We start from the raw sequence: 24,061 nt of genomic DNA on the forward strand, positions 1-24,061 counted from the left end.
ACCTTTGACGAGAGCCTGCCATGAGTGAAGAGATTCTGATCAATATCACGCCGATGGAATCACGCGTGGCGGTGGTGGAGAACGGTGTTCTTCAGGAGGTGCACGTCGAGCGCACCCAGCGGCGGGGCATCGTCGGCAACATCTACAAGGGCAAGGTGGTGCGGGTGCTGCCCGGCATGCAGGCGGCGTTCGTCGACATCGGCCTGGAGCGCGCGGCGTTCATCCACGCCTCGGAAATCTCCCAGCGCGAAGGCGCCAGTGTCGAGACCATCAGTGCCCTGGTGCACGAAGGCCAGAGCCTGGTGGTGCAGGTGACCAAGGACCCGATCGGCTCCAAGGGCGCACGCCTGACTACCCAGCTGTCGATCCCGTCGCGCTATCTGGTGTACATGCCGCGTACCAGCCATGTGGGCATCTCGCTGAAGATCGAGGACGAAGGCGAACGCGAGCGGCTCAAGCAGGTGGTCACCGACTGCATCGCCCAGGAAAACATCCAGGACGCCGGCGGGTTCATCCTGCGCACCGCGGCCGAGGGCGCCGGCGCCGACGAGATCGTCATGGACATCCGCTACCTGCGTCGCTTGTGGGACCAGATCGGGGCCCAGATCAAGACCGTTGGCGCACCCACCGAAATCTACGAAGACCTGGGCCTGGCCCTGCGTACCCTGCGCGACCTGGTCAACCCCAAGATCGAGAAGATCCGCATCGATTCACGGGAAACCTTCCAGAAGACCACGCAGTTCGTCGCCGAGCTGATGCCGGAAATCGCCGACCGCCTGGAGCATTACCCGGGGGAGCGGCCGATCTTCGACCTGTATGGCGTCGAGGACGAGATCCAGCGCGCCCTGGAGCGCAAGGTGCCGCTCAAGTCCGGCGGCTACCTGGTGGTCGACCCGGCCGAGGCGATGACCACCATCGACGTCAACACCGGGGCCTTCGTCGGCCACCGCAACCTCGAAGAGACCATCTTCAAGACCAACCTGGAGGCTGCCACGGCGATTGCCCGCCAGCTGCGCCTGCGCAACATCGGCGGCATCATCATCATCGACTTCATCGATATGGAAGACGAAGAACACCAGCGCCAGGTGCTGCGTACCCTGGAAAAACAGCTGGAACGTGATCACGCCAAGACCAACATCATCGGCATCACCGAGCTTGGGCTGGTGCAGATGACCCGCAAGCGCACCCGCGAAAGCCTTGAACAGGTGCTATGCGAACCATGCGCCAGTTGCCAGGGCCGCGGCAAGCTGAAGACCCCTGAGACCATCTGTTACGAAATTTTCCGCGAGATCCTGCGCGAGGCCCGCGCCTACCAGGCCGAAGGCTACCGGGTGCTGGCCAACCAGAAGGTGGTGGACCGCCTGCTCGACGAGGAATCGGGCAACGTGGCGGAGCTGGAGGCATTCATCGGGCGAACCATCCGCTTCCAGGTGGAGTCCATGTATTCCCAGGAACAATACGATGTGGTGCTGCTCTGACTCGCGTTGAAACCTACCCTGCGCTGGAAAACTGCGCGTACCGGGCCATAGTTAACGGACCACACGGGGAGCCCTTGCCATGGAGCGTCTGATCCGCGTTCTGGGCATCTTGACCCGTTGGGGGCTTGGCCTGTGCGCCTTGCTTGCCGTGCTGGTGGCGTTGTACGTCAGCCTTGGCCGCGAGCTGGTGCCACTGGTTGCCGAGTACCGCGCAGAGGTGGAGCAGAAGGCCGAGGCCGCACTGGGCATGCCGGTGCATATCGGTGCCCTGGAAGGCCGCTGGAGCGGCCTTGCGCCGGTGTTGCGCGTGCGCGACGTGCAGCTGGGCGAAGGCGCCGGCGCCTTGCGCCTGGACGAGGTCAAGGTGGTGCCCGACCTGTGGGCCAGCCTGATGCAGCGCCAGGTCCGCCTGGCCCAGGTCGAACTGGGCGGCCTGCAACTGAACCTGCACGAAGATGAAAACGGTCACTGGAGCCTCAAGGGTCTGCCGGTGCAGGACGATCAGCCACTGGATGTACAGCAGTTGCTCGAACGCAGCCAGGTGGTGGCGAAGGTGTCGGTGCTCGACAGCCAGGTGACTCTGGAGCCGTTCGCGCATGAGCCGATGACCCTGACCTATGTGAGCCTCGGGCTGCAGACCGGCAGCGTGCGCCAGCGCCTGGATGCGCGCCTGACCCTGCCCGACGGCCAGCCGATGAGCCTGAGCCTGCGCAGCCGCGTGCGCGCCGACCAGTGGCGCGACGGTGCGGTGGATGCCTACCTCAGCCTGCCACAGAGCGACTGGGCCAAATGGGTGCCGGCGCGGCTGCTGGGCCCGTACACGGCCAGCGAACTGCGTGCCGGTGGCGAGGCCTGGGTAGGGTGGGGCAAAGGCCAGTTGCAGACCGCGACGCTGCGCCTCAACGCGCCCCAGCTCAAGGGTGCGCATGCCGGTCGCAAGGCGGTAAAGGTCGAGAACCTGGCGCTCAATGCCTGGTTCAGGCGCAGCGACAAGGGCTTTGACGTGGTGCTCGATTCCCTGGCCATGAGCCTGGGCGACACCCGCTGGGAATCCCACGTTCAACTCAGGCAGAGCGCCGCCACCGAGCCGGCCGATGAAGTGTGGGCAATCCAGGCCGACCGCCTCGATTTGACCCCGCTGACCCCGCTGATTCAGGCGCTCGCGCCGCTGCCGGAGGCGGGCATGGCCGTGGTCGAGGGCCTCAAGGTCACCGGCGGCCTGCGCAATGTGCGCCTGGACGTGCGGCCCAGGGCCGAAGGCGATCAGCGCCTGAGCTTTGCAGCCAACCTGGACCGCGTCGGCTTCAATGCCTACCACGGCGCCCCGGCTGCCGGGAATGTCAGCGGCAGCATCAGCGGCGACCTGGGCCAGGGCGAGCTGCGCCTGGACACCGACAAGTTCATGCTGCACCTGACGCCGATCTTCGCCGACCCCTGGCATTACCTGAAGGCCAATGCACGCCTGACCTGGCGACTGGACTCCGAGGGTTTCACCCTGGTTGCGCCGTACCTGAAGGTGCTGGGTGACGAGGGCAGGATTGCCGGCGACTTCCTGATCCGGCTGCTGTTCGACGATGCACGCGAAGACTACATGGACCTGCGTGTGGGCCTGGTCGACGGCGATGGCCGCTACACCGCCAAGTACCTGCCCGAAGTGCTCAGCCCTGCGCTGGATCACTGGTTGCGCACCGCAATCCTCAAGGGCGCGGTGGATGAAGGCTATTTCCAGTACCAGGGCTCGCTGCACCACGGCGCGACCCCCGAGTCGCGCAGCATCAGCCTGTTCTTCAAGGTGCATGACGCCGAGCTGGACTTCCAGCCCGGCTGGCCCCACGTGAGCAAGGTCGATGGCGACGTGTTCATCGAGGACACCGGTGTGCGGGTCAAGGCGCGCAGCGGCCAGTTGCTCGGCACCCGGGTGCGCAATGTGGACGTGAACATTCCCCATGTGAACGAAGGCGAGCATACCCACCTGTACCTGGACGGAGAGTTCGACGGGCGCCTGGCCGACGGGGTGAAGATCCTGCAGGACGCGCCGATCGGTACCGGCCCGACCTTCGCCGGCTGGGAAGGCGAGGGCCCGCTGCAGGGCAAGCTCAAGCTCGATATCCCCCTGGAGCACGGCCAGCAGCCCAAGGTGCTGGTGGATTTCAGCACCGAACAGGCGCGCCTGAAGCTGAGTGAACCGCCGCTGGAGCTGAGCCAGTTGAACGGCACTTTCCGCTTCGACTTCGACAAGGGGCTCAGCGGCCAGAACATCACCGCGCGCGCCTTCGACAAGCCCATCAGCGCACAGATCTTTGCCGAGGGGCAGCCTGGGCAATTGCAGACCCGTATCGCCGCCAAGGGCCAGATCGCCTTGAAGGCGCTGACCGACTGGCTGAAATTCACCCAGCCCTTGCCAGCCTCCGGAGAAATCCCCTACCAGTTGCAGGTCAGTGTCGGTAGCCGCGAAAACCAGCTGAGCATCGACTCTACCCTCAAGGGCCTGAAAGTGGACCTGCCGGCGCCGTTCGGCAAGGCGGTCAGCGAAACCCGGGCCACGCAGTTCAAGATGAACCTGCAAGGGCCGCAACAGCGCTTCGATGTGGCCTACGCCGACGTCGCCAGGCTGGCCTATGCCGCGCCTGCCGGCAAGCTCGGCCAGGGGCGCGGTGAGCTGCTGCTGGGCAACGGCACGGCGCAACTGCCGGCCGGTCAGGGCCTGCGGGTGCGTGGCCGACTCGCCCAGCTGGACATTGAGCCCTGGCAGAAGCAGTTCGAGCAGATGGCCGGTGACGATCCGGGCGGCAATGCCCGGCAGGTGCTCAACAGCGTGGACGTGAGCATCGGCCAGCTCAAGGGCTTTGGCCAGACCCTCAACCAGGCAGTGGTACGCCTGGACCGCGGGAGCAACTTCTGGAACCTGCGCCTGGACAGCAAGGAGGTCATCGGCACGGCCCGCCTGCCCGATGCCAAGGGCGCCCCGATCGTGATCAACCTGCCGACCCTCCACCTGCCGCCGTCCGACCCGGCCGACGCCAGCGCAGTGGACGGACCGGACCCGCTGGCCGATGTCGACCCGCGCAAGATCCCGGCGATCGACCTGAGCATCGGCAGGCTGTTCCTTGGCGATGATCTGCTCGGCAGCGTCGCGCTGAAAACCCGTCCCACCTCCAAGGGCGTGGCCCTGAACGACCTGGACCTGAACCTCAAGGGCCTGGCGATCGATGGCACCGCCACCTGGGAAGGCACGCCGGGGCGCAGCGACAGCTGGTACAAGGGGCGCCTGGAAGGCAAGAACCTGGCCGATGTGCTGACCGCCTGGGGCTTCGCGCCGACGGTGACCAGCCGCGACTTCCGCCTGGACGTGGACGGACGCTGGCAGGGGTCGCCGGCCTGGGTCAGCCTCAAGCACTTCTCCGGCAACCTCGATGCCTTGCTGCGCAAGGGGCAGTTCGTCGAAGTGGAAGGCGGGGCGCAGGCGTTGCGCGTGTTCGGTCTGCTCAATTTCAACTCGATCGGCCGGCGCCTGCGCCTGGACTTCTCCGACCTGCTCGACAAGGGCCTGAGCTACGACCGGGTCAAGGGCCTGCTGGTGGCAAGCGAGGGGGTGTATGTGACGCGCGAGCCGATCACCCTGACCGGCCCGTCCAGCAACCTCGAGCTCGATGGTACCCTGGACATGGTTCGGGACCGGGTCGATGCGACCTTGCAGGTGACCTTGCCGGTGACCAACAACCTGCCCTTGGCGGCGCTGATCGTGGGCGCGCCAGCGGTGGGCGGGGCGCTGTTCCTGGTGGACCGGCTGCTGGGGGATCGGGTGGCGGGCTATGCCAGTGTGCATTACCGCGTCGAGGGCCCGTGGAAAGAGCCTAAGATTAGCTTTATCAAACCTTTCGAGAAGTCGCGCTAGAACATGGACATGACGTCAGCGGTTATTCAGATGGTCAGCCAGGACGATGTGCCGGGCAACCTGGCGCGGGCCCGTGCCCTGCTGGAGCGGGCTGCCGAAGGGGGCGCGCGGCTGGCGGTGCTGCCGGAAAACTTCGCTGCCATGGGCCGGCGCGACAGTGCCGCCATCGGCCGGGCCGAGGCGCTGGGGGAGGGGCCGATCCTGCCATGGTTGAAACAGGCGGCCCGCGACCTCAGGTTATGGATTGTAGCGGGCACCTTGCCGCTGCCGCCGCTCGACCGGCCCGAGGCCAAAGCCCATGCCTGCTCCCTGCTGGTCGACGAGCACGGCGAGCAGGTGGCCCGCTACGACAAATTGCATCTGTTCGATGTGGATGTGGCCGACAACCGTGGGCGCTACCGCGAGTCGGACGATTATGCCCACGGCGCGCGGGTGGTGGTGGCCGATACCCCGGTGGGGCGCCTGGGCCTGAGCGTGTGCTACGACCTGCGCTTTCCCGAGCTGTACAGCGCGCTGCGTGCGGCCGGAGCCGAACTGATCAGTGCACCGGCAGCCTTTACTGCAGTAACCGGTGCGGCCCATTGGGACGTGCTGATTCGCGCCAGGGCCATAGAGACACAGTGTTACGTATTGGCGGCCGCCCAGGGCGGCACGCATCCGGGGCCACGGGAAACCCATGGCCATGCCGCCATCGTCGACCCCTGGGGGCGTATCGTTGCCCAGCAGGCCAGCGGTGAAGCGGTGCTGCTGGCGCCCCGCGATAGCAGCGAACAGGCGTCCATTCGGGCGCGGATGCCGGTGGCCTCGCACCGGCGCTTTTTTTCGCAGGACGCATTGCGGCCTGCGCACACCTCGGAGTGACTATGAGCGAGTTGTTATCCACTGTCAGCGATCACCTGCTGGCGCCGGGCGGCCTGACCCTCGACAGCCTGCAATCGGTGCTGGGCGAGTTGGCCGGGCCGGGAATCGACGCCGCCGACCTGTACTTCCAGGGCCAGATTTCAGAGTCCTGGGCGCTTGAAGACGGCATCGTCAAGGAAGGCAGCTTCAACCTCGACCAGGGGGTCGGGGTACGCGCCCAGTCTGGTGAAAAGACCGGCTTTGCCTACAGCAACGCGATCAACCTCGAAGCCCTGACTTCCGCTGCACGCGCCGCGCGCTCCATTTCCCGCGCCGGTCAGAATGGCAGCGTGCAGGCCTTCAAGAGCCAGGACGTGACCGCGCTGTATGCGCCGGGCAACCCGCTGGATGTGCTCAGCCGCGCCGAGAAGGTCGAGCTGCTCAAGCGTGTCGACGTGGCCACGCGTGCCCTGGACCCGCGTATCCAGCAGGTCAGCGTTAGCATGGCCGGGGTGTGGGAGCGCATTCTGGTGGCCGCTGCCGATGGCAGCCTGGCGGCCGACGTGCGGCCGCTGGTGCGCTTCAACGTCAGTGTGATCGTCGAGCAGAATGGCCGTCGCGAACGTGGCGGGCATGGCGGCGGCGGGCGCACCGACTACCGCTACTTCACCGACGAGCGGGTGATGGGTTTTGCCCGCGAGGCGCTGCGCCAGGCACTGGTCAACCTCGAGGCCATTCCGGCACCGGCCGGCACCTTGCCGGTGGTGATGGGCGCCGGGTGGTCCGGTGTGCTGCTGCACGAGGCGGTCGGGCATGGCCTGGAGGGCGATTTCAACCGCAAGGGCAGCTCGGCCTACAGTGGCCACCTGGGCGAGAAGGTCGCGTCCAGCCTGTGCACCATCGTCGACGACGGCACCCTCGAAGGGCGCCGCGGTTCGTTGAGCGTGGATGACGAAGGCACCCCGACCGAATGCACCACACTGATCGAGAACGGCATTCTCAAGGGCTACATGCAGGACAAGCTCAATGCCCGCCTGATGGGCATGGCAGTCACCGGCAACGGGCGGCGCGAGTCGTATGCGCACCTGCCGATGCCACGCATGACCAACACCTACATGCGCGCCGGCGAAAGCGACCCGGCGGAGATCATCGCCTCGGTCAAGCGTGGCATCTACTGCGCCAACCTCGGCGGTGGCCAGGTGGACATCACCAGCGGCAAGTTCGTGTTCTCCACCAGCGAGGCGTACCTGATCGAAGACGGCAAGATCACCGCGCCGGTCAAGGGTGCGACGCTGATCGGCAACGGCCCCGAGGCCATGAGCCGGGTGTCGATGGTCGGCAACGACCTGTCGCTGGACAGTGGTGTGGGCACCTGTGGCAAGGATGGGCAGTCGGTGCCGGTGGGCGTTGGCCAGCCGACCCTGAAGATCGATGCGATCACCGTGGGTGGCACGGGCGCATGAGCATGAAACCGGGCGGGCAGGGTGCCTGCCCGGTGGCGAGAATCAGCGCAGGCCGCGCTGGATTTCGTCGAGGTCGCGGATGTACTTGAAGATCTTGCGGCTGGCGGTGGGCGCCTTGTTGCGCGCCAGCTCGTGCTGGGCCTGGCGGATCAGCGAGCGCAGCTGCTGGCGATCGGCGTCCGGGTATTCCTGGACGAACTTCTCCAGTACGTCGTCGGTGCCGCCGATCAGCCGGTCGCGCCAGCGTTCGAGGTTGTGGAAGCGTTCGTTGTACTGGCGCGAAGAGGCGTCGAGCTGGTCGAGCAGCGCGAGGATCGCGTCGATGTCCTGGTCGCGCATCAGCTTGCCGATGAACGACTTGTGACGGCGCTTGGCTTCGTTCGCGGTGTGCCGCTTGTGCTCTTCCAGGGCCGCGCGCAGTTCGTCGGTCAAGGGCAGTTTGGCCAGGATATCGGGCTTGAGCGTAGTAAGGCGCTCGCCCATATCAACCAGCGCCTGCATCTCGCGCTTGATTTGGGTTTTGCTTTTTTCGCCGTCGAAGGCGGTGTCGTAAGAATCAACCATGGGGGCAGTCCGCTGAGAATCGCCGCCATGATAACCAGTCGGGGGCCGCTTGTCCGGTCCGGTCGTAGATTGACCCGAGCCGAACGCAGAATTTGAGTGGAGAAAACCATGAGTGCAGTCCAGAGCGTAGGTCCGCAGGCCCTGCCGGCGTTGCAGGAACAGGTCGAACAGATCATCGCCGAAGCCCGGCGCCAGGGCGCCAGCGCCTGCGAAGTGGCCGTATCGCTGGAGCAGGGGCTGTCGACCTCGGTGCGCCAGCGCGAGGTGGAGACGGTGGAGTTCAACCGCGACCAGGGCTTCGGCATCACCCTGTATGTGGGCCAGCGCAAGGGCTCGGCAAGCACCTCGGCCAGTGGCAGCGATGCCATCCGCGAAACCGTGGCGGCGGCCCTGGCCATTGCCAAGCACACCTCCGAGGACGAATGCTCGGGCCTGGCCGACCCGGCCCTGATGGCCCGTGACCTGCAGGACTTCGACCTCTATCACGCCTGGGACATCACCCCCGAGCAGGCCATCGAAAAGGCCCTGGCCTGCGAAGCCGCGGCGTTCGACACCGATGCCCGCATCAAGAACGCCGATGGCACCACACTCAGCACCCACCAGGGATGCCGGGTGTACGGCAACAGCCACGGCTTCATCGGTGGCTACGCCTCCACCCGCCACAGCCTGAGCTGCGTGATGATCGCCGAAGGTGATGGGCAGATGCAGCGTGACTACTGGTATGACGTGAACCGCCAGGGCGAGCTGCTGGCCGATCCGCAGAGTATCGGACGTCGCGCTGCGCAGCGTGCGGCGGCGCGCCTGGGCGCACGTCCGGTGCCGACCTGCGAGGTACCGGTGCTGTTCTCGGCGGAGCTTGCCGGCGGGTTGTTCGGCAGTTTCCTGTCGGCGATTTCCGGCGGCAACCTGTACCGCAAGTCGTCGTTTCTGGAAGGCTGCATGGGCCAGCGCCTGTTCCCCAGCTGGCTGACCCTGGACGAGCGGCCGCACCTGCAGCGTGCCCTGGGCAGTGCCTCGTTCGATGGGGACGGCCTGGCGACCTATGCCAAGCCGTTCGTCGAAAATGGCGAGCTGGTGTCGTATGTGCTGAGCACCTATTCCGGACGCAAGCTGGGGCTGCCAAGCACCGCCAACGCCGGTGGCGTGCACAACCTGTTCGTGACGCATGGGGTCGAAGATCAGGCTGCATTGCTGCGCCGCATGGGGCGCGGGTTACTGGTGACCGAGCTGATGGGGCATGGCTTGAACATGGTGACCGGTGACTATTCGCGCGGGGCAGCGGGGTACTGGGTGGAGAACGGCGAGATCCAGTTTGCGGTTCAGGAAGTCACGATTGCCGGCAACATGAAGGACATGTTCCAGCAGATTGTCGCTATCGGCAACGATCTTGAAACCCGTAGCAATATTCACACAGGCTCGGTGCTGATCGAGCGCATGACGGTCGCCGGCAGCTGACACCGCCGGCCTGTGCGCGGTCCCCGTAGGCGCCGGCGTTGCCGGCGAGGGGGCCACCTCAGGTTACACATCGAAGCCCGGCCCCGTGCCGGGCTTTTTGCTTTTCGCCTTTGGTCGCACTTGAACTGATTCTGATTATCACTTAATAATGACTATCATTATCTAGGCGATGATGTTCATGAGACCTGTCCTTCACGAATTGCCCTACCTCGAAAACTGGCGCTGGCTGAGCCGGCGAATTCGCTGTGCCCTCGAGCCCGACGAGCCGCGCCTGATCGAACACTACCTGGCCGAAGGTCGCTACCTGGTCTGCTGCACCGAGACCTCGGCCTGGACCGTCGCCTTGACTTCCTTCCGCCTGCTGCTCGACACCGCGTGCGACCGCATGCTGCCGTGGCATTGGCGCTGCTTGTGCCTGGACCAGGCCTGGAAGCCGCTGCTGCAGCTGCGCAAGCTCGACGGCGGCGAGCACGGCCAGCGCTGGCAGCCCTTCGCCCTGCAACTGGCGAACTGCACGCTGCTGCCTTCGATTTCTTTCGCTGAACTGATGCAAGGACTTGATGATGAGTAATACCCGTATCGAGCGTGACAGCATGGGTGAGCTGCAGGTGCCGGCCGAGGCCCTGTATGGCGCCCAGACCCAGCGCGCGGTGAACAACTTCCCGATCAGCCAGCAGCGCATGCCGACCCAGTTCATCCGGGCCCTGCTGCTGGCCAAGGCCGCCGCCGCCAAGGCCAACGTCGAGCTGGAGCAGATCAGCCAGGCACAGGGCGCTGCCATCGTCAGCGCCGTGGAACAGTTGCTGGCTGGCGATTTCATGCAGCACTTCCCGGTCGACGTGTACCAGACCGGCTCCGGCACCAGCTCCAACATGAATGCCAACGAGGTGATCGCGACCCTGGCCAGCCGTGTGCTGGGCGACACGGTAAACCCCAATGACCATGTCAACTGCGGCCAGAGCAGCAACGACATCATCCCCACCACCATCCACGTGAGCGCCGCGCTGGCCCTGCACGAACAACTGCTGCCAGCGCTCAAGCACCTGGTGCAGGTGATCGAGCACAAGGCCGAGCAAGTGCACCCGTTCATCAAGACCGGTCGCACCCACCTGATGGACGCCATGCCCGTGCGCATGAGCCAGGTGCTGGGCGGCTGGGCGGCACAGGTCAAGGCGGGCATCGGTCACCTGAACGACACCCTGCCAAGCCTGCAGGCCCTGGCCCAGGGCGGCACTGCGGTGGGCACCGGGATCAACGCCCACCCCGCGTTCGCCGCGCGCTTCAGCCAGCAACTGAGCGGCCTGACCGGGGTGCAGTTCGTGCCGGGGGAAAACCTGTTTGCCCTGATCGGCTCGCAAGACACCGCCGTGGCTGTTTCCGGCCAGCTCAAGGCCACCGCCGTGGCCCTGATGAAGATCGCCAACGACCTGCGCTGGATGAACTCCGGCCCGCTTGCCGGGCTGGGCGAGATCGAGCTTGAAGGGCTGCAGCCCGGCTCCTCGATCATGCCGGGCAAGGTCAACCCGGTGATTCCGGAAGCCACCGCCATGGTGGCCGCGCAGGTCATCGGCAACGACGCGGCCATCGCCGTGGCGGGCCAGTCGGGCAACTTCGAACTGAACGTGATGCTGCCGATCATTGCGCAGAACCTGCTGGGCAGCATCGAGCTGATGGCCAATGTGAGCCGTCTGCTGGCCGACAAGGCTATCGCCACCTTCAAGGTCAACGAACCCAAGCTCAAGGAAGCCCTGGCGCGCAACCCGATCCTGGTGACCGCGCTGAACCCGATCATCGGCTACCAGAAGGCTGCCGAAATCGCCAAGACCGCCTACAAGCAGGGGCGCCCGATCATCGAGGTTGCGCTGGAACACACCGACCTGCCGCGCAGCCAGCTGGAAGTCCTGCTCGACCCTGAAAAACTCACGGCCGGCGGTATCTGACACCGCCCACCGCTTCGGAGGTTTCTGTCATGCAGCATTGGAAACGCACCACTGAAATAGCCAACCGCCTGTTCCAACAGGGCGATCTGGTGGATGCCCGCGAGTTGTACTTGCAGGCCCTGGCCTTGGCCCAGGTGTTGTTCGAGCGCTGGCAGGACGCCGACGAGGCGGTGGCCGCCTGTGTGATTTCGCACCACAACCTGGCCGACCTGCATTTGCGCCTCAAGCAGCCGCAGGAGAGCGCCGAGTACCTGTGCGCCATCCACCAGCGCCTGTTGCAGGCCAGCCAGGATCAGCGCCTTTCGCCGTTGCTGCGCGATGCGGCGCTGCGCCAGAGCAGCAAGACCTACACCGAACTGCTCAATTTCATCAGCGAGTATGGCCAGTACCCCCGTACCGAACGCCTGCTCTACCGCCAGGGGGCGCAGCCGACACTGTTTGCCGGTCAGGAACAACTACAGCCCCCAGCCCTTCATTATGGAACCCACTGATATGCCGCATACCTTGCCTGCATTGCCGTACGCCTACGATGCGCTGGAACCGCACATCGACACCCAGACCATGCAGATTCACCACAGCAAGCACCACCAGACCTACATCAACAACCTCAATGCCGCCATCGAGGGCACCGAATACGCCGAGTGGCCGATCGAGCAGCTGGTCGCCAGCGTCAAGAGCCTGCCGCAGAATCTGCAGGCCGCAGTGATCAACCAGGGTGGCGGGCACGCCAACCACAGTCTGTTCTGGACGGTGATGGCGCCCGGCGGCGGCGGTCAGCCCCACGGCGCGGTGGGCGAGGCGATCGATGACCAGCTGGGCGGTTTCGAGGCATTCAAGGATGCGTTCACCAAGGCTGCGCTGACCCGCTTCGGCAGTGGCTGGGCGTGGCTGAGCGTAACGCCGCAGAAAACCCTGGTGGTAGAGAGCAGCGGCAACCAGGACAGCCCGCTGATGAATGGCAATACGCCCATTCTTGGCCTGGACGTGTGGGAGCATGCCTACTACCTGCTGTACCAGAACCGTCGCCCCGAATACATCGGCGCCTTCTACAACGTGATCAACTGGTCCGAAGTAGAGCGTCGCTACGTTGCTGCCCTGGTGTGAGTCCTAGCGGCATGCGCTCGGAGGTGATGGCCATTGGCGGTGTGCGCCTGTTCAGGTTGGCGCTGGGCACACTGCTGCTGTTGGTGGGGACGGCGTTGCTGCTGGTACAGGGCTTCGCCTGGCTGGACCTGGAACCGCGGATGTTGCGTGCGCTTGAGGGTGGGGCCATGTGTGCGCTGGGCACTGCCCTGGGCGCAGTGCCGGTGTTGGTGATTCGCAGCATGCCGGTGGCCGTGGCCGATACCCTGATGGGGTTCGGTGCAGGCGTGATGCTGGCCGCCACGGCGTTCTCGTTGATCATCCCGGGGCTGGACGCCGCACAGGCGGTCGGCTTCGGCAAATGGGGGGCAGGTGGCCTGATCAGCTTCGGCCTGCTGTTCGGTGCGTTCTGCATCTACCTGGTGGACCGCAGGGTCTCGGGCGCAACACCGGACGACCTGGTCGCCGTGCCCGGCAGGCCGGTGATTCCGGCGCGCATCTGGGTGTTCGTGATTGCCATCATTGCCCACAACATCCCCGAAGGCATGGCCATCGGGGTGTCGGCCGGTGGCGGCATGCCGGATGCCGACAGCCTGGCCATGGGTATCGCCCTGCAGGACGTGCCAGAGGGGTTGGTGATCGCGTTGGTGCTGGCTGGAGCGGGGATGGGCCGTTTCAAGGCGTTTGTGATCGGCGCGGCATCCGGGCTGGTGGAGCCACTAGCGGCGGTGCTGTGCGCGTGGGTGGTGAGCGTCGCCGAACTGATGCTGCCGCTGGGCCTGGCTTTCGCTGCCGGGGCCATGTTGCTGGTGGTGACCCAGGAGATCATTCCCGAGTCACGCAGCAACGGCAATCATCGCCTGGCCAGCCTGGGGCTGTGCATCGGGTTCTGCCTGATGATGGTGATGGATACCGCGTTGTCCTGAAGCGAGAAGGCGAGGTTACTCGCCTTCGTCGAAATAGTTGTTGATCAGTTCGACCAGGCCTTGCAGCGCTTCGGCTTCCTGTTCGCCTTCGGTCTTGAGGTGGATGCTCGTGCCCTTGCCGGCGGCGAGCATCATCACGGCCATGATGCTCTTGCCATCGACCATCGACTCCGGGGTACGGCCTACACGCACCGAACACGGGTACTTGCCCGCCACGCCAACGAACTTGGCCGCTGCCCGGGCGTGCAGCCCCAGCTTGTTGATAATCTCGATTTCAATTGCGGGCATCGCGGGCGGGATCCTGAGGGCTAGAGGTCGCGGTGGCGAACCTGGACGTTCTTCAATGTTTGTTGCAGCACCTGGCCCAGGCGTTCGGTGATGTACACCGAGCGATGATGACCGCCGGTGCAGCCGATGGCGATGGTGACATAGGCCCGGTTGCTGGCGGCGAACCGTGGCAGCCACTTGAGCAGGTACGACGAAATGTCCTGGAACATCTCCTCGACGTCCGGTTGCGCGGCCAGGTAGTCGATGACCGGTTGCTCCAACCCCGAATGATCCCGCAGCTCGGGCTTCCAATAGGGGTTGGGCAGGCAGCGCACATCGAACACCAGATCGGCGTCGACCGGCATGCCACGCTTGAAGCCGAACGACTCCACCAGAAACGCCGTGCCCGGCTCGGGCTGGTTGAGCAGGCGCAGCTTGATCGAGTCGCGCAGCTGGTACAGGTTGAGGTTGGTGGTGTCGATCTTGAGGTCGGCCAGGTCGGCGATCGGCCCCAGCAGGTCGCTCTCTACCCGGATGGCTTCGGCCAGGGAGCGTTGCGTGTTGGTCAGCGGGTGGCGTCGGCGCGTCTCCGAGAAGCGCTTGAGCAGGGTTTCCTCGTCGGCGTCCAGGTACACCACATCGCAATGGATGTGCTTGCTGCGGGCATCCTCCAGCAGCTCGGGGAAGCGGCTCAGGTGGCTGGGCAGGTTGCGCGCGTCGATGGAAACGGCCACCAGCGGCTGCAGCAGCTCGGTATTGATCAGTGCGTTTTCGGCCAGTTGCGGCAACAGCCCGGCAGGCAGGTTGTCGATGCAGTAGTAGCCGTTGTCCTCAAGTACCGCGAGCGCGGTGCTCTTGCCGGAGCCGGAGCGACCGCTGACGATGATCAAGCGCATGTTCAGTGCCCGTTTTGCACGTCCAGTACGACCTGGTACAGGGATTGGCTATCGGTGGCCGCGCGCAGTTTGTCGCGCACGTCCTTGCGGTCGAGCATGCTGGCGATCTGGCGAAGCAGCTCAAGGTGCGCATCGGTGGCGGCTTCCGGGACCAGCAGCAGAAACAGCAGGTCGACGGGAGCGCCATCGATGGCGTCGAAGTCGATGGGAGCGTCCAGGTGCAGCAGGGCGCTTACCGGTTTTTCACAACCTTTCAAGCGGCAGTGCGGGATGGCGATACCATTGCCGAAGCCGGTCGAGCCCAGTTTTTCACGGGCGATCAGGCTCTCGAACACGGTTTGGGTGTCCAGCTCGGGTACTTCCTTGCCGATCAGATTGGCAATCTGTTCGAGCGCACGCTTTTTACTGCCGCCCGGCACGTTCACGAGGGAACGGCCGGGGGTCAGGATATCTTCTAGTCGGATCATGGGTGGGGGGGATCAGCGGGCCGCTGCACCTTGCAGGAGGCTTTGCTGTTTTTCCTTGTGTTTTTTCAGTTGACGGTCGAGCTTGTCGGTAAGGGCGTCGATCGCTGCATACATGTCTTGATGTTCGGCGTTGGCAACCACTTCGCCGCCCGGGATCTGCAAGGTAGCCTCAATTTTCTGCTGAAGCTTTTCGACCTTCATGATCACCGTCACGTTGGTGATCTTGTCGAAGTGACCCTCCAGTCGTTTCAGCTTCTGCTCGACATACTCGCGCAGTGGCGGAGTGACTTCTACATGCTGTCCACTGATATTGACTTGCATACAGCTTCTCCTTTTGTTGCCGGTGCATAAGAGGCAGGTGTTGCGCCTGCCACTGAATTGCGGTGGCACATCTCAGGGGATGTCACATCAATCGCTTGCGTTCGCTCGACGGTGCAATGCCAAGGGACTCGCGGTACTTGGCGACGGTGCGACGGGCTACCTGGATGCCTTGTGCCTCCAGTAAACCAGCGATCTTGCTGTCACTCAATGGCTTTTTCTGATTTTCAGCCGCGACCAGTTTCTTGATGATCGCGCGGATCGCCGTGGACGAGCATTCGCCGCCCTCGGAGGTGCTCACGTGGCTCGAGAAAAAGTATTTCAGTTCGTAGATGCCGCGCGGGGTGTGCATGTATTTCTGCGTGGTCACCCGCGAAATGGTCGACTCGTGCATGCCCACCGCCTCGGCGATATCGTGCAGTACCAGCGGTTTCATCGCCTCGTCGCCGTGGTCGAGAAAGCCGCGCTGGTGCTCGACGATCTGCGTGGCCACCTTCATCAGCGTCTCGTTGCGGCTCTGCAGGCTCTTGATGAACCAGCGCGCCTCCTGCAACTGGTTGCGCATGAAGGTGTTGTCGGCGCTGGTGTCGGCGCGACGCACGAAACCGGCGTATTGCGGGTTGACCCGCAGGCGCGGCACGGCTTCCTGGTTCAGCTCGACCAGCCAGCGGTCGGAATCCTTGCGCACGATGACATCGGGCACCACGTATTCGGCTTCGCTGGACTCGATCTGCGAGCCGGGGCGCGGGTTGAGGCTCTGTACCAGTTCGATGACCTGGCGCAGTTCGTCTTCCTTGAGCTTCATGCGACGCATCAGCTGGCTGTAGTCGCGGCTGCCGAGCAGGTCGATGTAGTCGCTGACCAGGCGCTGCGCCTCGGCCATCCACGGCGTACGCGGCGGCAGCTGGCGCAGTTGCAGCAGCAGGCATTCGCTGAGGTTGCGGGCACCGATGCCGGCGGGCTCGAACTGCTGGATGCGGTGCAGCACGGCCTCGACTTCGTCGAGTTCGATGTCCAGTTCCGGGTCGAACGACTCGCACACCTCTTCGAGGGTTTCCTCGAGATACCCCTGGTTGTTGATGCAGTCGATCAGCGTCACGGCAATCAGCCGGTCGGTGTCGGACATCGGTGCCAGGTTGAGCTGCCACAGCAGGTGGCTCTGCAGGCTCTCGCCGGCGGAGGTGCGGGTGGTGAAGTCCCACTCGTCATCGTCATTGCTGGGCAGGCTGCTGGCGCTGGTCTGGTAGATGTCTTCCCAGGCCGTGTCGACCGGCAGTTCGTTGGGGATGCGCTCGTTCCATTCGCCTTCTTCGAGGTTGTCCACCGTGGGGGCGGACTCCTGGAAGCTGCTCTCCTGAGGTTCGGCAACCGGCTTGGTCTCGGCGTTGTCGGCCATCGGGTCGCTGTTGTCGAAATCCTCGCCTTCTTCCTGGCGTTCGAGCATCGGGTTGGACTCCAGCGCCTCCTGGATTTCCTGTTGCAGGTCCAGGGTGGAGAGCTGGAGCAGTCGGATAGCCTGTTGCAACTGAGGAGTCATCGTCAGTTGCTGGCCCATTCTTAGGACGAGCGATGGTTTCATGGCTGGGGCTTAACACCTTATTCGCCGGCGCACAGGCGCCATCTACTACAAGGGCGCGAGAGGCGCCAACTTTAAGCAAATTATATGCCTGAAATCAAAGCGTTTGCCTAGAGCGCTGGAACAATTAACCCCGGGTGGAGTCATTTGCCAGCGCCCAGGCAGCGCCATGTTCAGCCATGTGCCGCAGCTTACAGGCGGAACTCGTGGCCGAGGTACACCTCTTTCACCAGGTCGTTGGCCAGGATGGTCTGTGCATCGCCTTCGGCGATCAACTGGCCATCGTTGACGATGTAGGCGGTTTCGCAGATATCCAGGGTTTCACGGACGTTGTGGTCGGTGATCAGCACGCCGATGCCCTTGGCCTTGAGGTGGTGGATGATCTGCTTGATGTCGCCCACGGAGATCGGGTCGACACCGGCGAAAGGTTCGTCGAGCAGGATGAACTTGGGCGCGGTGGCCAGTGCCCGGGCAATCTCCACCCTGCGCCGCTCACCACCGGACAGGCTCATGCCCAGGTTGTCGCGGATGTGGCTGATGTGAAATTCCTGCAGCAGGCTTTCAAGCTCCTTGCGGCGACCATCGCGGTCGAGCTCCTTGCGGGTCTCGAGGATCGCCATGATGTTGTCGGCCACCGACAGCTTGCGAAAGATCGAGGCTTCCTGCGGCAGGTAGCCGATGCCGGCACGTGCGCGACCATGCATGGGCTGGTGGCTGACGTCCAGGTCGTCGATCAGCACGCGGCCCTGGTCGGCCTGTACCAGGCCGACGATCATGTAGAAGCAGGTGGTCTTGCCGGCGCCGTTGGGGCCGAGCAGGCCGACGATCTGGCCGCTGTCGATGGACAGGCTGACATCACGCACGACTTGCCGGCTTTTGTAGGCCTTGGCCAGGTGCTGGGCTTTGAGGGTTGCCATCTACTCGGCCTTCTTCTTCGGCTGGATCACCATGTCGATGCGCGGACGCGACTCGGTGACTTTGCCACCGCGACCAGCGGTAGCGATCTGCTTCACCGTGTCGTAGACGATTTTCTCGCCTTCGGTGGTGTTGCCTTCATTGATGACCTTGGCGCGGTCGATCAGCACGATGCGGTTCTGTGGCGCATTGTACTGAATGGTCTTGCCGTAGCCCTGCATCTTGTCCGGCTTGGCTGCGCTCTGCTGCTGCTCGAAGTAGGCCAGGTTGCCCACCGAGGTCACGACGTCGATATCGCCGGAGGCAGTGCGGGTGATGGTCACGGTGTTGCCTTTGATCATCATCGAGCCCTGGGTGATGATCACGTCACCGGTATAGGTGGCAACGCCTTTCTTGTCATCCAGTTGAGCCTGGTCAGCCTGGATACGGATAGGCTGATCACGGTCGTTCGGCAGGGCCCAGGCGCTCGCGCTTCCCAGTGCTGCGCTCAGGCTGAGCAAAAAGGGGAGGGTTTTAACGAGCCTCATACTGTCCTCTTACGTTGGACAGCAGGTTCATCCTGCCGTCTTTCAGATACGCTTTCATTCCCTTGCCCGTAGTTGTGCCACCGGCGCCGTCGATTCTAACGGCTTGCTCGGTCTGCGCATATTGCTTCTGCGGGAAGACTGTCATGCGGGTGGTGGTAATGATGGTTTCGCGGTTCTGGTCGTCGGTGCGGGCAACCCGCACGTTGTCGATCAGTTCCACTTCGGTGCCGTCCGGGTTGACCTCGCCGCGGGTGCTCTGCACGTGCCACGGGTAGGCGGTACCGCGGTACATGTTGAGGTCCGGCGTGGTCAGCAGCGTCACTTCGCTGGCCTTGAGGTGTTCGACCTTGTCGGCGGTCATCTCGTACTGCAGCTTGCCATCGGGCAGAAACTGCACGCTGTGGGCATTGATGGCGTAGTAGTCGATGGCGCTTTCGTCGACCTGCGCTGCGGGCTCGTCGAGGAACGTCTCGGGGCTGATGTTCCAGTAGCCGACCGCTGCAAACAAGGCAGCGATCACACTGAACAGCGCGATATTGCGGATCTTTTTACTGAACATGGATCGCTCTACAGGTAGTTGGCATTCGCCGCGTCCAGGTTGCCCTGGGCTTGCAGGATCAGTTCGCAGAACTCGCGGGCTGCGCCTTCGCCACCGCGCGCAAGGGTCACGCCATGGGCGTGCTGGCGCACGAACGGAGCGGCACTGGCTACGGCCATGCCCAGGCCGACCCGGCGAATCACCGGCAGGTCTGGCAGGTCGTCGCCCAGGTAGGCAACCTGTTCATAGCTTAGGCCCAGTTGACCAAGAAGGTCGTCGAGCACCACCAGTTTATCTTCGCGGCCCTGGTACAGGTGCGGGATGCCGAGGTTTTTCGCACGACGTTCGACCACCGGCGTCTTGCGCCCGCTGATGATCGCGGTGGTCACGCCCGAGTTCATGAGCATCTTGATGCCCTGGCCGTCGAGGGTGTTGAAGGTCTTGAATTCGCTGCCGTCCTCGAGAAAGTACAGGCGACCGTCGGTCAGCACGCCGTCCACATCGAATACCGCCAGCTTGATGGCCTTGCCGCGTTGCAGCAGATCGTCGTTCATTTACATCACTCCGGCGCGCAGCAGGTCGTGCATGTTCAGGGCGCCGACCGGCTGGTCGAGCGTGTCAACCACCACCAGCGCGCTGATCTTGTGGTCTTCCATGATCTTCAAGGCCTCGGCCGCGAGCATCTCGGCGCGGGCGGTCTTGCCGTGTACGGTCATCACTTCGTCGATCAGCGTGGTGTGCACGTCGATGTTGCGATCCAGGCTGCGGCGCAGGTCGCCGTCGGTGAACACCCCGGCCAGGCGGCCGTCGCTTTCGCGCACCACGGTCATGCCCAAACCTTTGCGAGACATTTCAAGCAGGGCGTCCTTGAGCAGCGTGCCGCGCTGAACCTGGGGCAGTTCGTCACCGCCGTGCATCACGTTCTCGACCTTGAGCAGCAGGCGTCGGCCCAAGGCGCCGCCCGGGTGCGAGAAGGCGAAGTCTTCGGCGGTGAAGCCGCGCGCCTCGAGCAGGGCGATGGCCAGGGCGTCGCCGAGTACCAGCGCAGCGGTGGTGGAGGACGTCGGGGCCAGGTTCAGCGGGCAGGCCTCCTGGCCCACGCGGGCGTCCAGGTTGACCTCGGCGGCCTTGGCCAGCGGCGAGTCGGGGTTGCCGGTGAGGCTGATGAGCTTGATGCCCAGGCGCTTGATCAGTGGCAGCAGGGTCACGATTTCGTTGGTGGTGCCCGAGTTGGACAGTGCCAGGATGATGTCGTCCCGGGTGATCATGCCCATGTCGCCGTGGCTGGCCTCGGCGGGGTGAACGAAGAACGACGTGGTGCCGGTGCTGGCCAGGGTGGCGGCAATCTTGTTGCCGATGTGCCCGGATTTGCCCATGCCCACCACCACGACCCGGCCCTTGCTGGCCAGGATCAGCTCGCAGGCCTTGACGAAATCGGCGTCGATATGGGCCAGCAGGCCCTCTACCGCTTCGATCTCGAGACGGATGGTGCGCTGTGCGGATTGGATCAGGTCGGTGGATTGGCTCATGTCGTAGATCGGATTGCCTGATGAAAAGGCGGGGATTATAGCGGTAATGCGCCAAAGCCTCACCTGTGATTGCAAGGATGCTCTGCCAGAAACCTTAAGTGAGCCTTAACTTGAGCTGAACAGCCTCGGTGATGGCCTTGGGGTGGCTCTATCAGCGGTGCTATAGTTCGCCGCCTGTTCGGCCCGCTCGGAGCGTGCGTGCCTCCATGAAGGAGGTTGGCGTCTGAGTGAAAAGGCTGCATCGCAAGGAGTTTAGATGAGCGTTGATAACGCCTACGCGGTCGAATTGAAGGGCGTGACCTTCAAGCGCGGCGCGCGCAGCATCTTCAATAATGTCGACATACGCATTCCCCGCGGCAAGGTTACCGGCATCATGGGGCCTTCCGGGTGCGGCAAGACCACGCTGCTGCGTCTGATGGGCGCGCAACTGCGCCCTGCCAGCGGTGAGGTGTGGGTGGCCGGGCAAAACCTGCCGACCCTGTCGCGCAGCGACCTGTTCGACGCGCGCAAGCACATGGGCGTGCTGTTCCAGAGCGGTGCACTGTTCACCGACCTCGACGTGTTCGAGAACGTCGCCTTCCCGCTGCGGGTGCATACCCAGCTGCCCGAGGAAATGATCCGCGACATCGTGCTGATGAAGCTGCAGGCCGTGGGCTTGCGCGGTGCCATCGAACTGATGCCCGACGAACTGTCCGGCGGCATGAAGCGCCGTGTGGCGCTGGCCCGGGCGATTGCCCTGGACCCGCAGATCCTCATGTACGACGAACCTTTCGTCGGCCAGGACCCGATCGCCATGGGCGTGCTGGTACGCCTGATCCGCCTGCTCAACGATGCGCTGGGCATCACCAGCATCGTGGTTTCGCACGATCTTGCAGAAACCGCGAGCATTGCCGACTACCTGTATGTGGTGGGGGACGGCCAGGTACTGGGCCAGGGTACGCCGCAGGAGCTGATGGAGTCGGACAACCCGCGTATCCGCCAATTCATGAAAGGCGATCCGGATGGCCCGGTGCCCTTTCATTTTCCTGCGCCTGATTACCGCGCCGATCTGTTGGGGAAGCGTTGATGCGCAGAAAGTCATTGCTCGAACGTATTCGTCTGTTTGGTCGCTCCGCGATCGACGTGGTGGCCGTGCTGGGGCGCTCCTGCCTGTTCCTGCTGCATGCCCTGGTGGGGCGCGGCGGGATTGGCGGCGGGTTCCAGTTGCTGGTCAAGCAGCTGTACTCGGTCGGCGTGATGTCGCTGGCCATCATCGTCGTGTCCGGCGTGTTCATCGGCATGGTGCTGGCCCTGCAGGGCTTCAGCATCCTCACCAAGTACGGTTCGGAACAGGCGGTGGGGCAGATGGTTGCCCTGACCCTGCTGCGTGAACTGGGCCCGGTGGTGACCGCGCTGCTGTTCGCCGGGCGGGCCGGGTCGGCGCTGACGGCCGAAATCGGCAACATGAAATCCACCGAGCAGCTGTCGAGCCTGGAGATGATCGGCGTCGACCCGCTCAAGTACATCGTTGCACCGCGCCTGTGGGCCGGCTTCATCTCGCTGCCGCTGCTGGCGATGATCTTCAGCGTGGTCGGCATCTGGGGCGGGTCCTGGGTGGCGGTGGACTGGCTGGGAGTCTATGAAGGTTCCTTCTGGTCGAACATGCAGAACAGCGTTTCGTTCGTCGACGATGTACTCAACGGGGTGCTCAAGAGCCTCGTGTTTGCCTTCGTCGTCACCTGGATTGCCGTATTCCAAGGCTATGACTGTGAGCCCACTTCAGAGGGGATCAGCCGTGCCACTACCAAGACCGTGGTCTATGCCTCGCTGGCAGTCCTGGGTCTGGACTTTATTCTGACCGCCTTGATGTTTGGAGATTTCTGATGCAAAACCGCACCCTGGAAATCGGTGTCGGCCTGTTCCTCCTGGCCGGGATCCTGGCACTGCTTCTGCTGGCCCTGCGCGTCAGCGGCCTGTCCGCCAGCCCGAGCAGCGATACCTATAAACTTTACGCCTACTTCGACAATATCGCCGGTTTGACTGTCAGAGCTAAAGTGACCATGGCCGGTGTAACCATCGGCAAGGTCACGGCCATCGATCTGGACCGCGATACCTATACCGGTCGGGTGACGTTGCAGCTGGAAAAACGCGTCGACAACCTGCCGACCGATTCCACCGCCTCGATCCTGACCGCCGGGTTGCTCGGCGAGAAGTACATCGGCATCAGCGTGGGCGGTGAGGAAGCGGTGCTCAAGGAAGGTGGAACCATCCATGACACCCAGTCGGCGCTGGTACTGGAAGATCTGATTGGCAAGTTTTTGCTCAATACCGTTGGCAAAGAAGCTAAATAAGGAGTTTCCATGATTTCCATCCTGCGACGCGGCCTGTTGGTATTGCTGGCGAGCCTGCCGTTGATGGCCGTTGCGGCCACGCAATCGCCCAAAGAAGTGATCCAGACCACCACCACGCAACTGCTGTCCGACCTCAAGGCGAACAAGGAGCAGTACAAGGCCAACCCCAGCGCGTTCTACGATGCGCTCAACGCCAACCTGGGACCGGTGGTGGATGCCGATGGCATCTCCCGCAGCATCATGACGGTCAAGTACTCGCGCAAGGCTACCCCGGCCCAGATGCAGCGCTTCCAGGAAAACTTCAAGCGCAGCCTGATGCAGTTCTATGGCAACGCCCTGCTGGAATACAACAACCAGGGCATCACCGTGGGCGCCGAGAAGAAGGACGGCGACGACCGTGCCAGCGTCGACATGACGGTCAAGGGCAACAACGGCGCCGTCTACCCGGTTTCCTACACCCTGACCAAGCTCAATGGCGAGTGGAAGGTGCGTAACGTTATCGTCAACGGCATCAACATCGGCAAGTTGTTCCGTGACCAGTTCGCCGACGCCATGCAGCGCAACGGCAACGACCTGGACAAGACCATCGACGGCTGGGCCGGCGAAGTGGCCAAGGCCAAGGAAACCACCGAGCAAGCGGCCGAGAAGCAGGCCCAATGAGTGCGGCAGTCACCCTTGCCGCACCCGGCGTGCTGAGCCTGTCCGGTGTGCTGGATTACCGCACCGGCCCGGTGCTGCGCAAGCAGGGCAGGGCCCTGATTGCTGCCAGTCGCGAGCCTTCGCTGGTGCTGGACTGTTCGGCGGTGGAGCTTTCCAGCAGCGTGGGTCTGTCCCTGCTGCTGGCCTTCACCCGTGACGGGCAGGCGGCGGGCAAGACCATCGAGGTGCGCGGCATGCCCCATGGCATGCACGAAATCGCTCAGGTGTACGGGCTCGGCGAGCTGCTGGCCGGTCAATAAATACGGGTGCGCGACGGGCCCCTCTGTCAGAGTCCTCGTTTACGGGGTTCGCAGGCGAGGGGCTTTTTTGTATGATGGCCGACCCGCGCGCACAG

General features: G+C 63.8%; 26 protein-coding genes. 15 read left to right on the forward strand and 11 right to left on the reverse strand.

Annotation, left to right across the window (positions count from 1 at the left end; translation table 11 throughout):
- Positions 1-20: 20 nt before the first annotated feature.
- The 4 genes from rng (at position 21) to tldD (ending at position 7,676) form a co-directional block, all read left to right on the forward strand.
- Entirely contained in the window at positions 21-1,478 is a 1,458-nt protein-coding gene (gene rng / locus MF6396_RS07055; protein WP_043862473.1) for a ribonuclease G, read from the forward strand.
- Between the two features lie 79 nt (positions 1,479-1,557).
- The gene (locus MF6396_RS07060) at positions 1,558-5,373 is read left to right on the forward strand and encodes a YhdP family protein (RefSeq protein WP_078479970.1); all 3,816 of its coding nucleotides are present in this window, start codon (positions 1,558-1,560) and stop codon (positions 5,371-5,373) included.
- Positions 5,374-5,382: 9 nt separating this feature from the next.
- The gene (locus tag MF6396_RS07065) at positions 5,383-6,234 is read left to right on the forward strand and encodes a carbon-nitrogen hydrolase family protein (RefSeq protein WP_054916383.1); all 852 of its coding nucleotides are present in this window, start codon (positions 5,383-5,385) and stop codon (positions 6,232-6,234) included.
- A gap of 2 nt (positions 6,235-6,236) precedes the next feature.
- Positions 6,237-7,676 (forward strand): metalloprotease TldD, encoded by a 1,440-nt coding sequence (gene tldD / locus MF6396_RS07070; protein WP_043862470.1) that lies wholly within the window; start codon positions 6,237-6,239, stop codon positions 7,674-7,676.
- A 42-nt stretch (positions 7,677-7,718) separates the two neighbouring features.
- Here tldD and yjgA read toward each other — a convergent pair whose 3' ends face one another.
- Positions 7,719-8,240, reverse strand: coding sequence for a ribosome biogenesis factor YjgA (yjgA, locus tag MF6396_RS07075; RefSeq protein WP_043862469.1), 522 nt, complete (start codon positions 8,238-8,240; stop codon positions 7,719-7,721).
- Positions 8,241-8,348: 108 nt separating this feature from the next.
- On the opposite strand from yjgA, the gene pmbA reads away from it, so the two are divergent.
- The 6 genes from pmbA (at position 8,349) to MF6396_RS07105 (ending at position 13,644) form a co-directional block, all read left to right on the forward strand.
- Positions 8,349-9,695 carry a metalloprotease PmbA gene (pmbA, locus tag MF6396_RS07080; RefSeq protein ID WP_043862468.1) on the forward strand — a complete coding sequence of 449 codons (1,347 nt, stop codon included), beginning with the start codon at positions 8,349-8,351 and terminating at the stop codon, positions 9,693-9,695.
- Between the two features lie 169 nt (positions 9,696-9,864).
- Entirely contained in the window at positions 9,865-10,266 is a 402-nt protein-coding gene (locus MF6396_RS07085) for a hypothetical protein (protein ID WP_043862467.1), read from the forward strand.
- A complete protein-coding gene (locus MF6396_RS07090; protein ID WP_078479971.1) occupies positions 10,259-11,635 on the forward strand; it encodes a class II fumarate hydratase in 1,377 nt (458 codons plus the stop codon). Before MF6396_RS07085 ends, MF6396_RS07090 begins: the two co-directional genes overlap by 8 nt.
- Positions 11,636-11,664: 29 nt before the next feature.
- Positions 11,665-12,126: a tetratricopeptide repeat protein gene (locus tag MF6396_RS07095; RefSeq protein ID WP_078479972.1), complete on the forward strand. Its 462-nt coding sequence runs from the start codon at positions 11,665-11,667 to the stop codon at positions 12,124-12,126.
- 1 nt (position 12,127) lies between these two features.
- Positions 12,128-12,739 carry a superoxide dismutase gene (locus MF6396_RS07100; protein ID WP_043862464.1) on the forward strand — a complete coding sequence of 204 codons (612 nt, stop codon included), beginning with the start codon at positions 12,128-12,130 and terminating at the stop codon, positions 12,737-12,739.
- Between the two features lie 11 nt (positions 12,740-12,750).
- On the forward strand, positions 12,751-13,644 hold the full coding sequence (locus MF6396_RS07105; protein WP_078479973.1) for a ZIP family metal transporter: 894 nt from the start codon (positions 12,751-12,753) through the stop codon (positions 13,642-13,644).
- A 15-nt stretch (positions 13,645-13,659) separates the two neighbouring features.
- Here MF6396_RS07105 and MF6396_RS07110 read toward each other — a convergent pair whose 3' ends face one another.
- The 10 genes from MF6396_RS07110 to MF6396_RS07155 all read right to left on the reverse strand — a co-directional run bounded on the left by MF6396_RS07110 (position 13,660) and on the right by MF6396_RS07155 (position 20,677).
- Entirely contained in the window at positions 13,660-13,932 is a 273-nt protein-coding gene (locus MF6396_RS07110) for an HPr family phosphocarrier protein (RefSeq protein ID WP_043862462.1), read from the reverse strand.
- Between the two features lie 20 nt (positions 13,933-13,952).
- On the reverse strand, positions 13,953-14,807 hold the full coding sequence (rapZ, locus tag MF6396_RS07115) for an RNase adapter RapZ (protein ID WP_043862461.1): 855 nt from the start codon (positions 14,805-14,807) through the stop codon (positions 13,953-13,955).
- A gap of 2 nt (positions 14,808-14,809) precedes the next feature.
- A complete protein-coding gene (ptsN, locus tag MF6396_RS07120; RefSeq protein WP_043862460.1) occupies positions 14,810-15,274 on the reverse strand; it encodes a PTS IIA-like nitrogen regulatory protein PtsN in 465 nt (154 codons plus the stop codon).
- A 12-nt stretch (positions 15,275-15,286) separates the two neighbouring features.
- Complete coding sequence (gene hpf, locus MF6396_RS07125; RefSeq protein ID WP_043862459.1) at positions 15,287-15,595, reverse strand: ribosome hibernation-promoting factor, HPF/YfiA family; 309 nt, start codon at positions 15,593-15,595, stop codon at positions 15,287-15,289.
- Between the two features lie 82 nt (positions 15,596-15,677).
- Positions 15,678-17,171, reverse strand: coding sequence for an RNA polymerase factor sigma-54 (locus MF6396_RS07130; RefSeq protein WP_043862458.1), 1,494 nt, complete (start codon positions 17,169-17,171; stop codon positions 15,678-15,680).
- 188 nt (positions 17,172-17,359) lie between these two features.
- Positions 17,360-18,085: an LPS export ABC transporter ATP-binding protein gene (lptB, locus tag MF6396_RS07135; RefSeq protein WP_043862457.1), complete on the reverse strand. Its 726-nt coding sequence runs from the start codon at positions 18,083-18,085 to the stop codon at positions 17,360-17,362.
- Complete coding sequence (gene lptA / locus MF6396_RS07140) at positions 18,086-18,610, reverse strand: lipopolysaccharide transport periplasmic protein LptA (protein ID WP_054916380.1); 525 nt, start codon at positions 18,608-18,610, stop codon at positions 18,086-18,088.
- A complete protein-coding gene (gene lptC / locus MF6396_RS07145) occupies positions 18,597-19,169 on the reverse strand; it encodes an LPS export ABC transporter periplasmic protein LptC (RefSeq protein WP_043862455.1) in 573 nt (190 codons plus the stop codon). The genes lptA and lptC overlap by 14 nt, the downstream gene beginning before the upstream one ends.
- An 8-nt stretch (positions 19,170-19,177) precedes the next feature.
- Positions 19,178-19,702, reverse strand: a complete 525-nt coding sequence (locus MF6396_RS07150) for a KdsC family phosphatase (protein ID WP_043862454.1) — start codon at positions 19,700-19,702, stop codon at positions 19,178-19,180.
- Entirely contained in the window at positions 19,703-20,677 is a 975-nt protein-coding gene (locus MF6396_RS07155; RefSeq protein WP_043862453.1) for a KpsF/GutQ family sugar-phosphate isomerase, read from the reverse strand.
- Positions 20,678-20,933: 256 nt separating this feature from the next.
- Between MF6396_RS07155 and MF6396_RS07160 the strand changes: the two genes are divergently transcribed.
- From MF6396_RS07160 to MF6396_RS07180, 5 genes are read left to right on the forward strand one after another with little or no spacing between them, the layout of a single operon-like run.
- Positions 20,934-21,743, forward strand: a complete 810-nt coding sequence (locus MF6396_RS07160) for an ATP-binding cassette domain-containing protein (protein ID WP_043862452.1) — start codon at positions 20,934-20,936, stop codon at positions 21,741-21,743.
- Positions 21,743-22,540 carry a lipid asymmetry maintenance ABC transporter permease subunit MlaE gene (gene mlaE, locus MF6396_RS07165; protein ID WP_043862451.1) on the forward strand — a complete coding sequence of 266 codons (798 nt, stop codon included), beginning with the start codon at positions 21,743-21,745 and terminating at the stop codon, positions 22,538-22,540. Before MF6396_RS07160 ends, mlaE begins: the two co-directional genes overlap by 1 nt.
- The gene (gene mlaD / locus MF6396_RS07170) at positions 22,540-23,007 is read left to right on the forward strand and encodes an outer membrane lipid asymmetry maintenance protein MlaD (protein WP_043862450.1); all 468 of its coding nucleotides are present in this window, start codon (positions 22,540-22,542) and stop codon (positions 23,005-23,007) included. The genes mlaE and mlaD overlap by 1 nt, the downstream gene beginning before the upstream one ends.
- 9 nt (positions 23,008-23,016) lie before the next feature.
- Positions 23,017-23,667 carry an MlaC/ttg2D family ABC transporter substrate-binding protein gene (locus MF6396_RS07175; protein ID WP_043862449.1) on the forward strand — a complete coding sequence of 217 codons (651 nt, stop codon included), beginning with the start codon at positions 23,017-23,019 and terminating at the stop codon, positions 23,665-23,667.
- Positions 23,664-23,966, forward strand: coding sequence for an STAS domain-containing protein (locus MF6396_RS07180; protein WP_054916378.1), 303 nt, complete (start codon positions 23,664-23,666; stop codon positions 23,964-23,966). Before MF6396_RS07175 ends, MF6396_RS07180 begins: the two co-directional genes overlap by 4 nt.
- The last annotated feature ends 95 nt before the right edge of the window (positions 23,967-24,061 follow it).

Origin of the sequence: Pseudomonas sp. MF6396 (genome assembly GCF_002018915.1) — a bacterium.
Lineage (GTDB): Bacteria > Pseudomonadota > Gammaproteobacteria > Pseudomonadales > Pseudomonadaceae > Aquipseudomonas > Aquipseudomonas palmensis.

What these genes read in the sequence shown, in the direction of transcription:
- rng (WP_043862473.1), top strand. Translation starts at nt 21, where the DNA reads ATGAGTGAAGAGATTCTGATCAATATCACGCCGATGGAATCACGCGTG.
- MF6396_RS07060 (WP_078479970.1), top strand. Translation starts at nt 1,558, where the DNA reads ATGGAGCGTCTGATCCGCGTTCTGGGCATCTTGACCCGTTGGGGGCTT.
- MF6396_RS07065 (WP_054916383.1), top strand. Translation starts at nt 5,383, where the DNA reads ATGACGTCAGCGGTTATTCAGATGGTCAGCCAGGACGATGTGCCGGGC.
- tldD (WP_043862470.1), top strand. Translation starts at nt 6,237, where the DNA reads ATGAGCGAGTTGTTATCCACTGTCAGCGATCACCTGCTGGCGCCGGGC.
- yjgA (WP_043862469.1), bottom strand. Translation starts at nt 8,240, where the DNA reads ATGGTTGATTCTTACGACACCGCCTTCGACGGCGAAAAAAGCAAAACC.
- pmbA (WP_043862468.1), top strand. Translation starts at nt 8,349, where the DNA reads ATGAGTGCAGTCCAGAGCGTAGGTCCGCAGGCCCTGCCGGCGTTGCAG.
- MF6396_RS07085 (WP_043862467.1), top strand. Translation starts at nt 9,865, where the DNA reads ATGATGTTCATGAGACCTGTCCTTCACGAATTGCCCTACCTCGAAAAC.
- MF6396_RS07090 (WP_078479971.1), top strand. Translation starts at nt 10,259, where the DNA reads ATGAGTAATACCCGTATCGAGCGTGACAGCATGGGTGAGCTGCAGGTG.
- MF6396_RS07095 (WP_078479972.1), top strand. Translation starts at nt 11,665, where the DNA reads ATGCAGCATTGGAAACGCACCACTGAAATAGCCAACCGCCTGTTCCAA.
- MF6396_RS07100 (WP_043862464.1), top strand. Translation starts at nt 12,128, where the DNA reads ATGCCGCATACCTTGCCTGCATTGCCGTACGCCTACGATGCGCTGGAA.
- MF6396_RS07105 (WP_078479973.1), top strand. Translation starts at nt 12,751, where the DNA reads ATGCGCTCGGAGGTGATGGCCATTGGCGGTGTGCGCCTGTTCAGGTTG.
- MF6396_RS07110 (WP_043862462.1), bottom strand. Translation starts at nt 13,932, where the DNA reads ATGCCCGCAATTGAAATCGAGATTATCAACAAGCTGGGGCTGCACGCC.
- rapZ (WP_043862461.1), bottom strand. Translation starts at nt 14,807, where the DNA reads ATGCGCTTGATCATCGTCAGCGGTCGCTCCGGCTCCGGCAAGAGCACC.
- ptsN (WP_043862460.1), bottom strand. Translation starts at nt 15,274, where the DNA reads ATGATCCGACTAGAAGATATCCTGACCCCCGGCCGTTCCCTCGTGAAC.
- hpf (WP_043862459.1), bottom strand. Translation starts at nt 15,595, where the DNA reads ATGCAAGTCAATATCAGTGGACAGCATGTAGAAGTCACTCCGCCACTG.
- MF6396_RS07130 (WP_043862458.1), bottom strand. Translation starts at nt 17,171, where the DNA reads ATGAAACCATCGCTCGTCCTAAGAATGGGCCAGCAACTGACGATGACT.
- lptB (WP_043862457.1), bottom strand. Translation starts at nt 18,085, where the DNA reads ATGGCAACCCTCAAAGCCCAGCACCTGGCCAAGGCCTACAAAAGCCGG.
- lptA (WP_054916380.1), bottom strand. Translation starts at nt 18,610, where the DNA reads ATGAGGCTCGTTAAAACCCTCCCCTTTTTGCTCAGCCTGAGCGCAGCA.
- lptC (WP_043862455.1), bottom strand. Translation starts at nt 19,169, where the DNA reads ATGTTCAGTAAAAAGATCCGCAATATCGCGCTGTTCAGTGTGATCGCT.
- MF6396_RS07150 (WP_043862454.1), bottom strand. Translation starts at nt 19,702, where the DNA reads ATGAACGACGATCTGCTGCAACGCGGCAAGGCCATCAAGCTGGCGGTA.
- MF6396_RS07155 (WP_043862453.1), bottom strand. Translation starts at nt 20,677, where the DNA reads ATGAGCCAATCCACCGACCTGATCCAATCCGCACAGCGCACCATCCGT.
- MF6396_RS07160 (WP_043862452.1), top strand. Translation starts at nt 20,934, where the DNA reads ATGAGCGTTGATAACGCCTACGCGGTCGAATTGAAGGGCGTGACCTTC.
- mlaE (WP_043862451.1), top strand. Translation starts at nt 21,743, where the DNA reads ATGCGCAGAAAGTCATTGCTCGAACGTATTCGTCTGTTTGGTCGCTCC.
- mlaD (WP_043862450.1), top strand. Translation starts at nt 22,540, where the DNA reads ATGCAAAACCGCACCCTGGAAATCGGTGTCGGCCTGTTCCTCCTGGCC.
- MF6396_RS07175 (WP_043862449.1), top strand. Translation starts at nt 23,017, where the DNA reads ATGATTTCCATCCTGCGACGCGGCCTGTTGGTATTGCTGGCGAGCCTG.
- MF6396_RS07180 (WP_054916378.1), top strand. Translation starts at nt 23,664, where the DNA reads ATGAGTGCGGCAGTCACCCTTGCCGCACCCGGCGTGCTGAGCCTGTCC.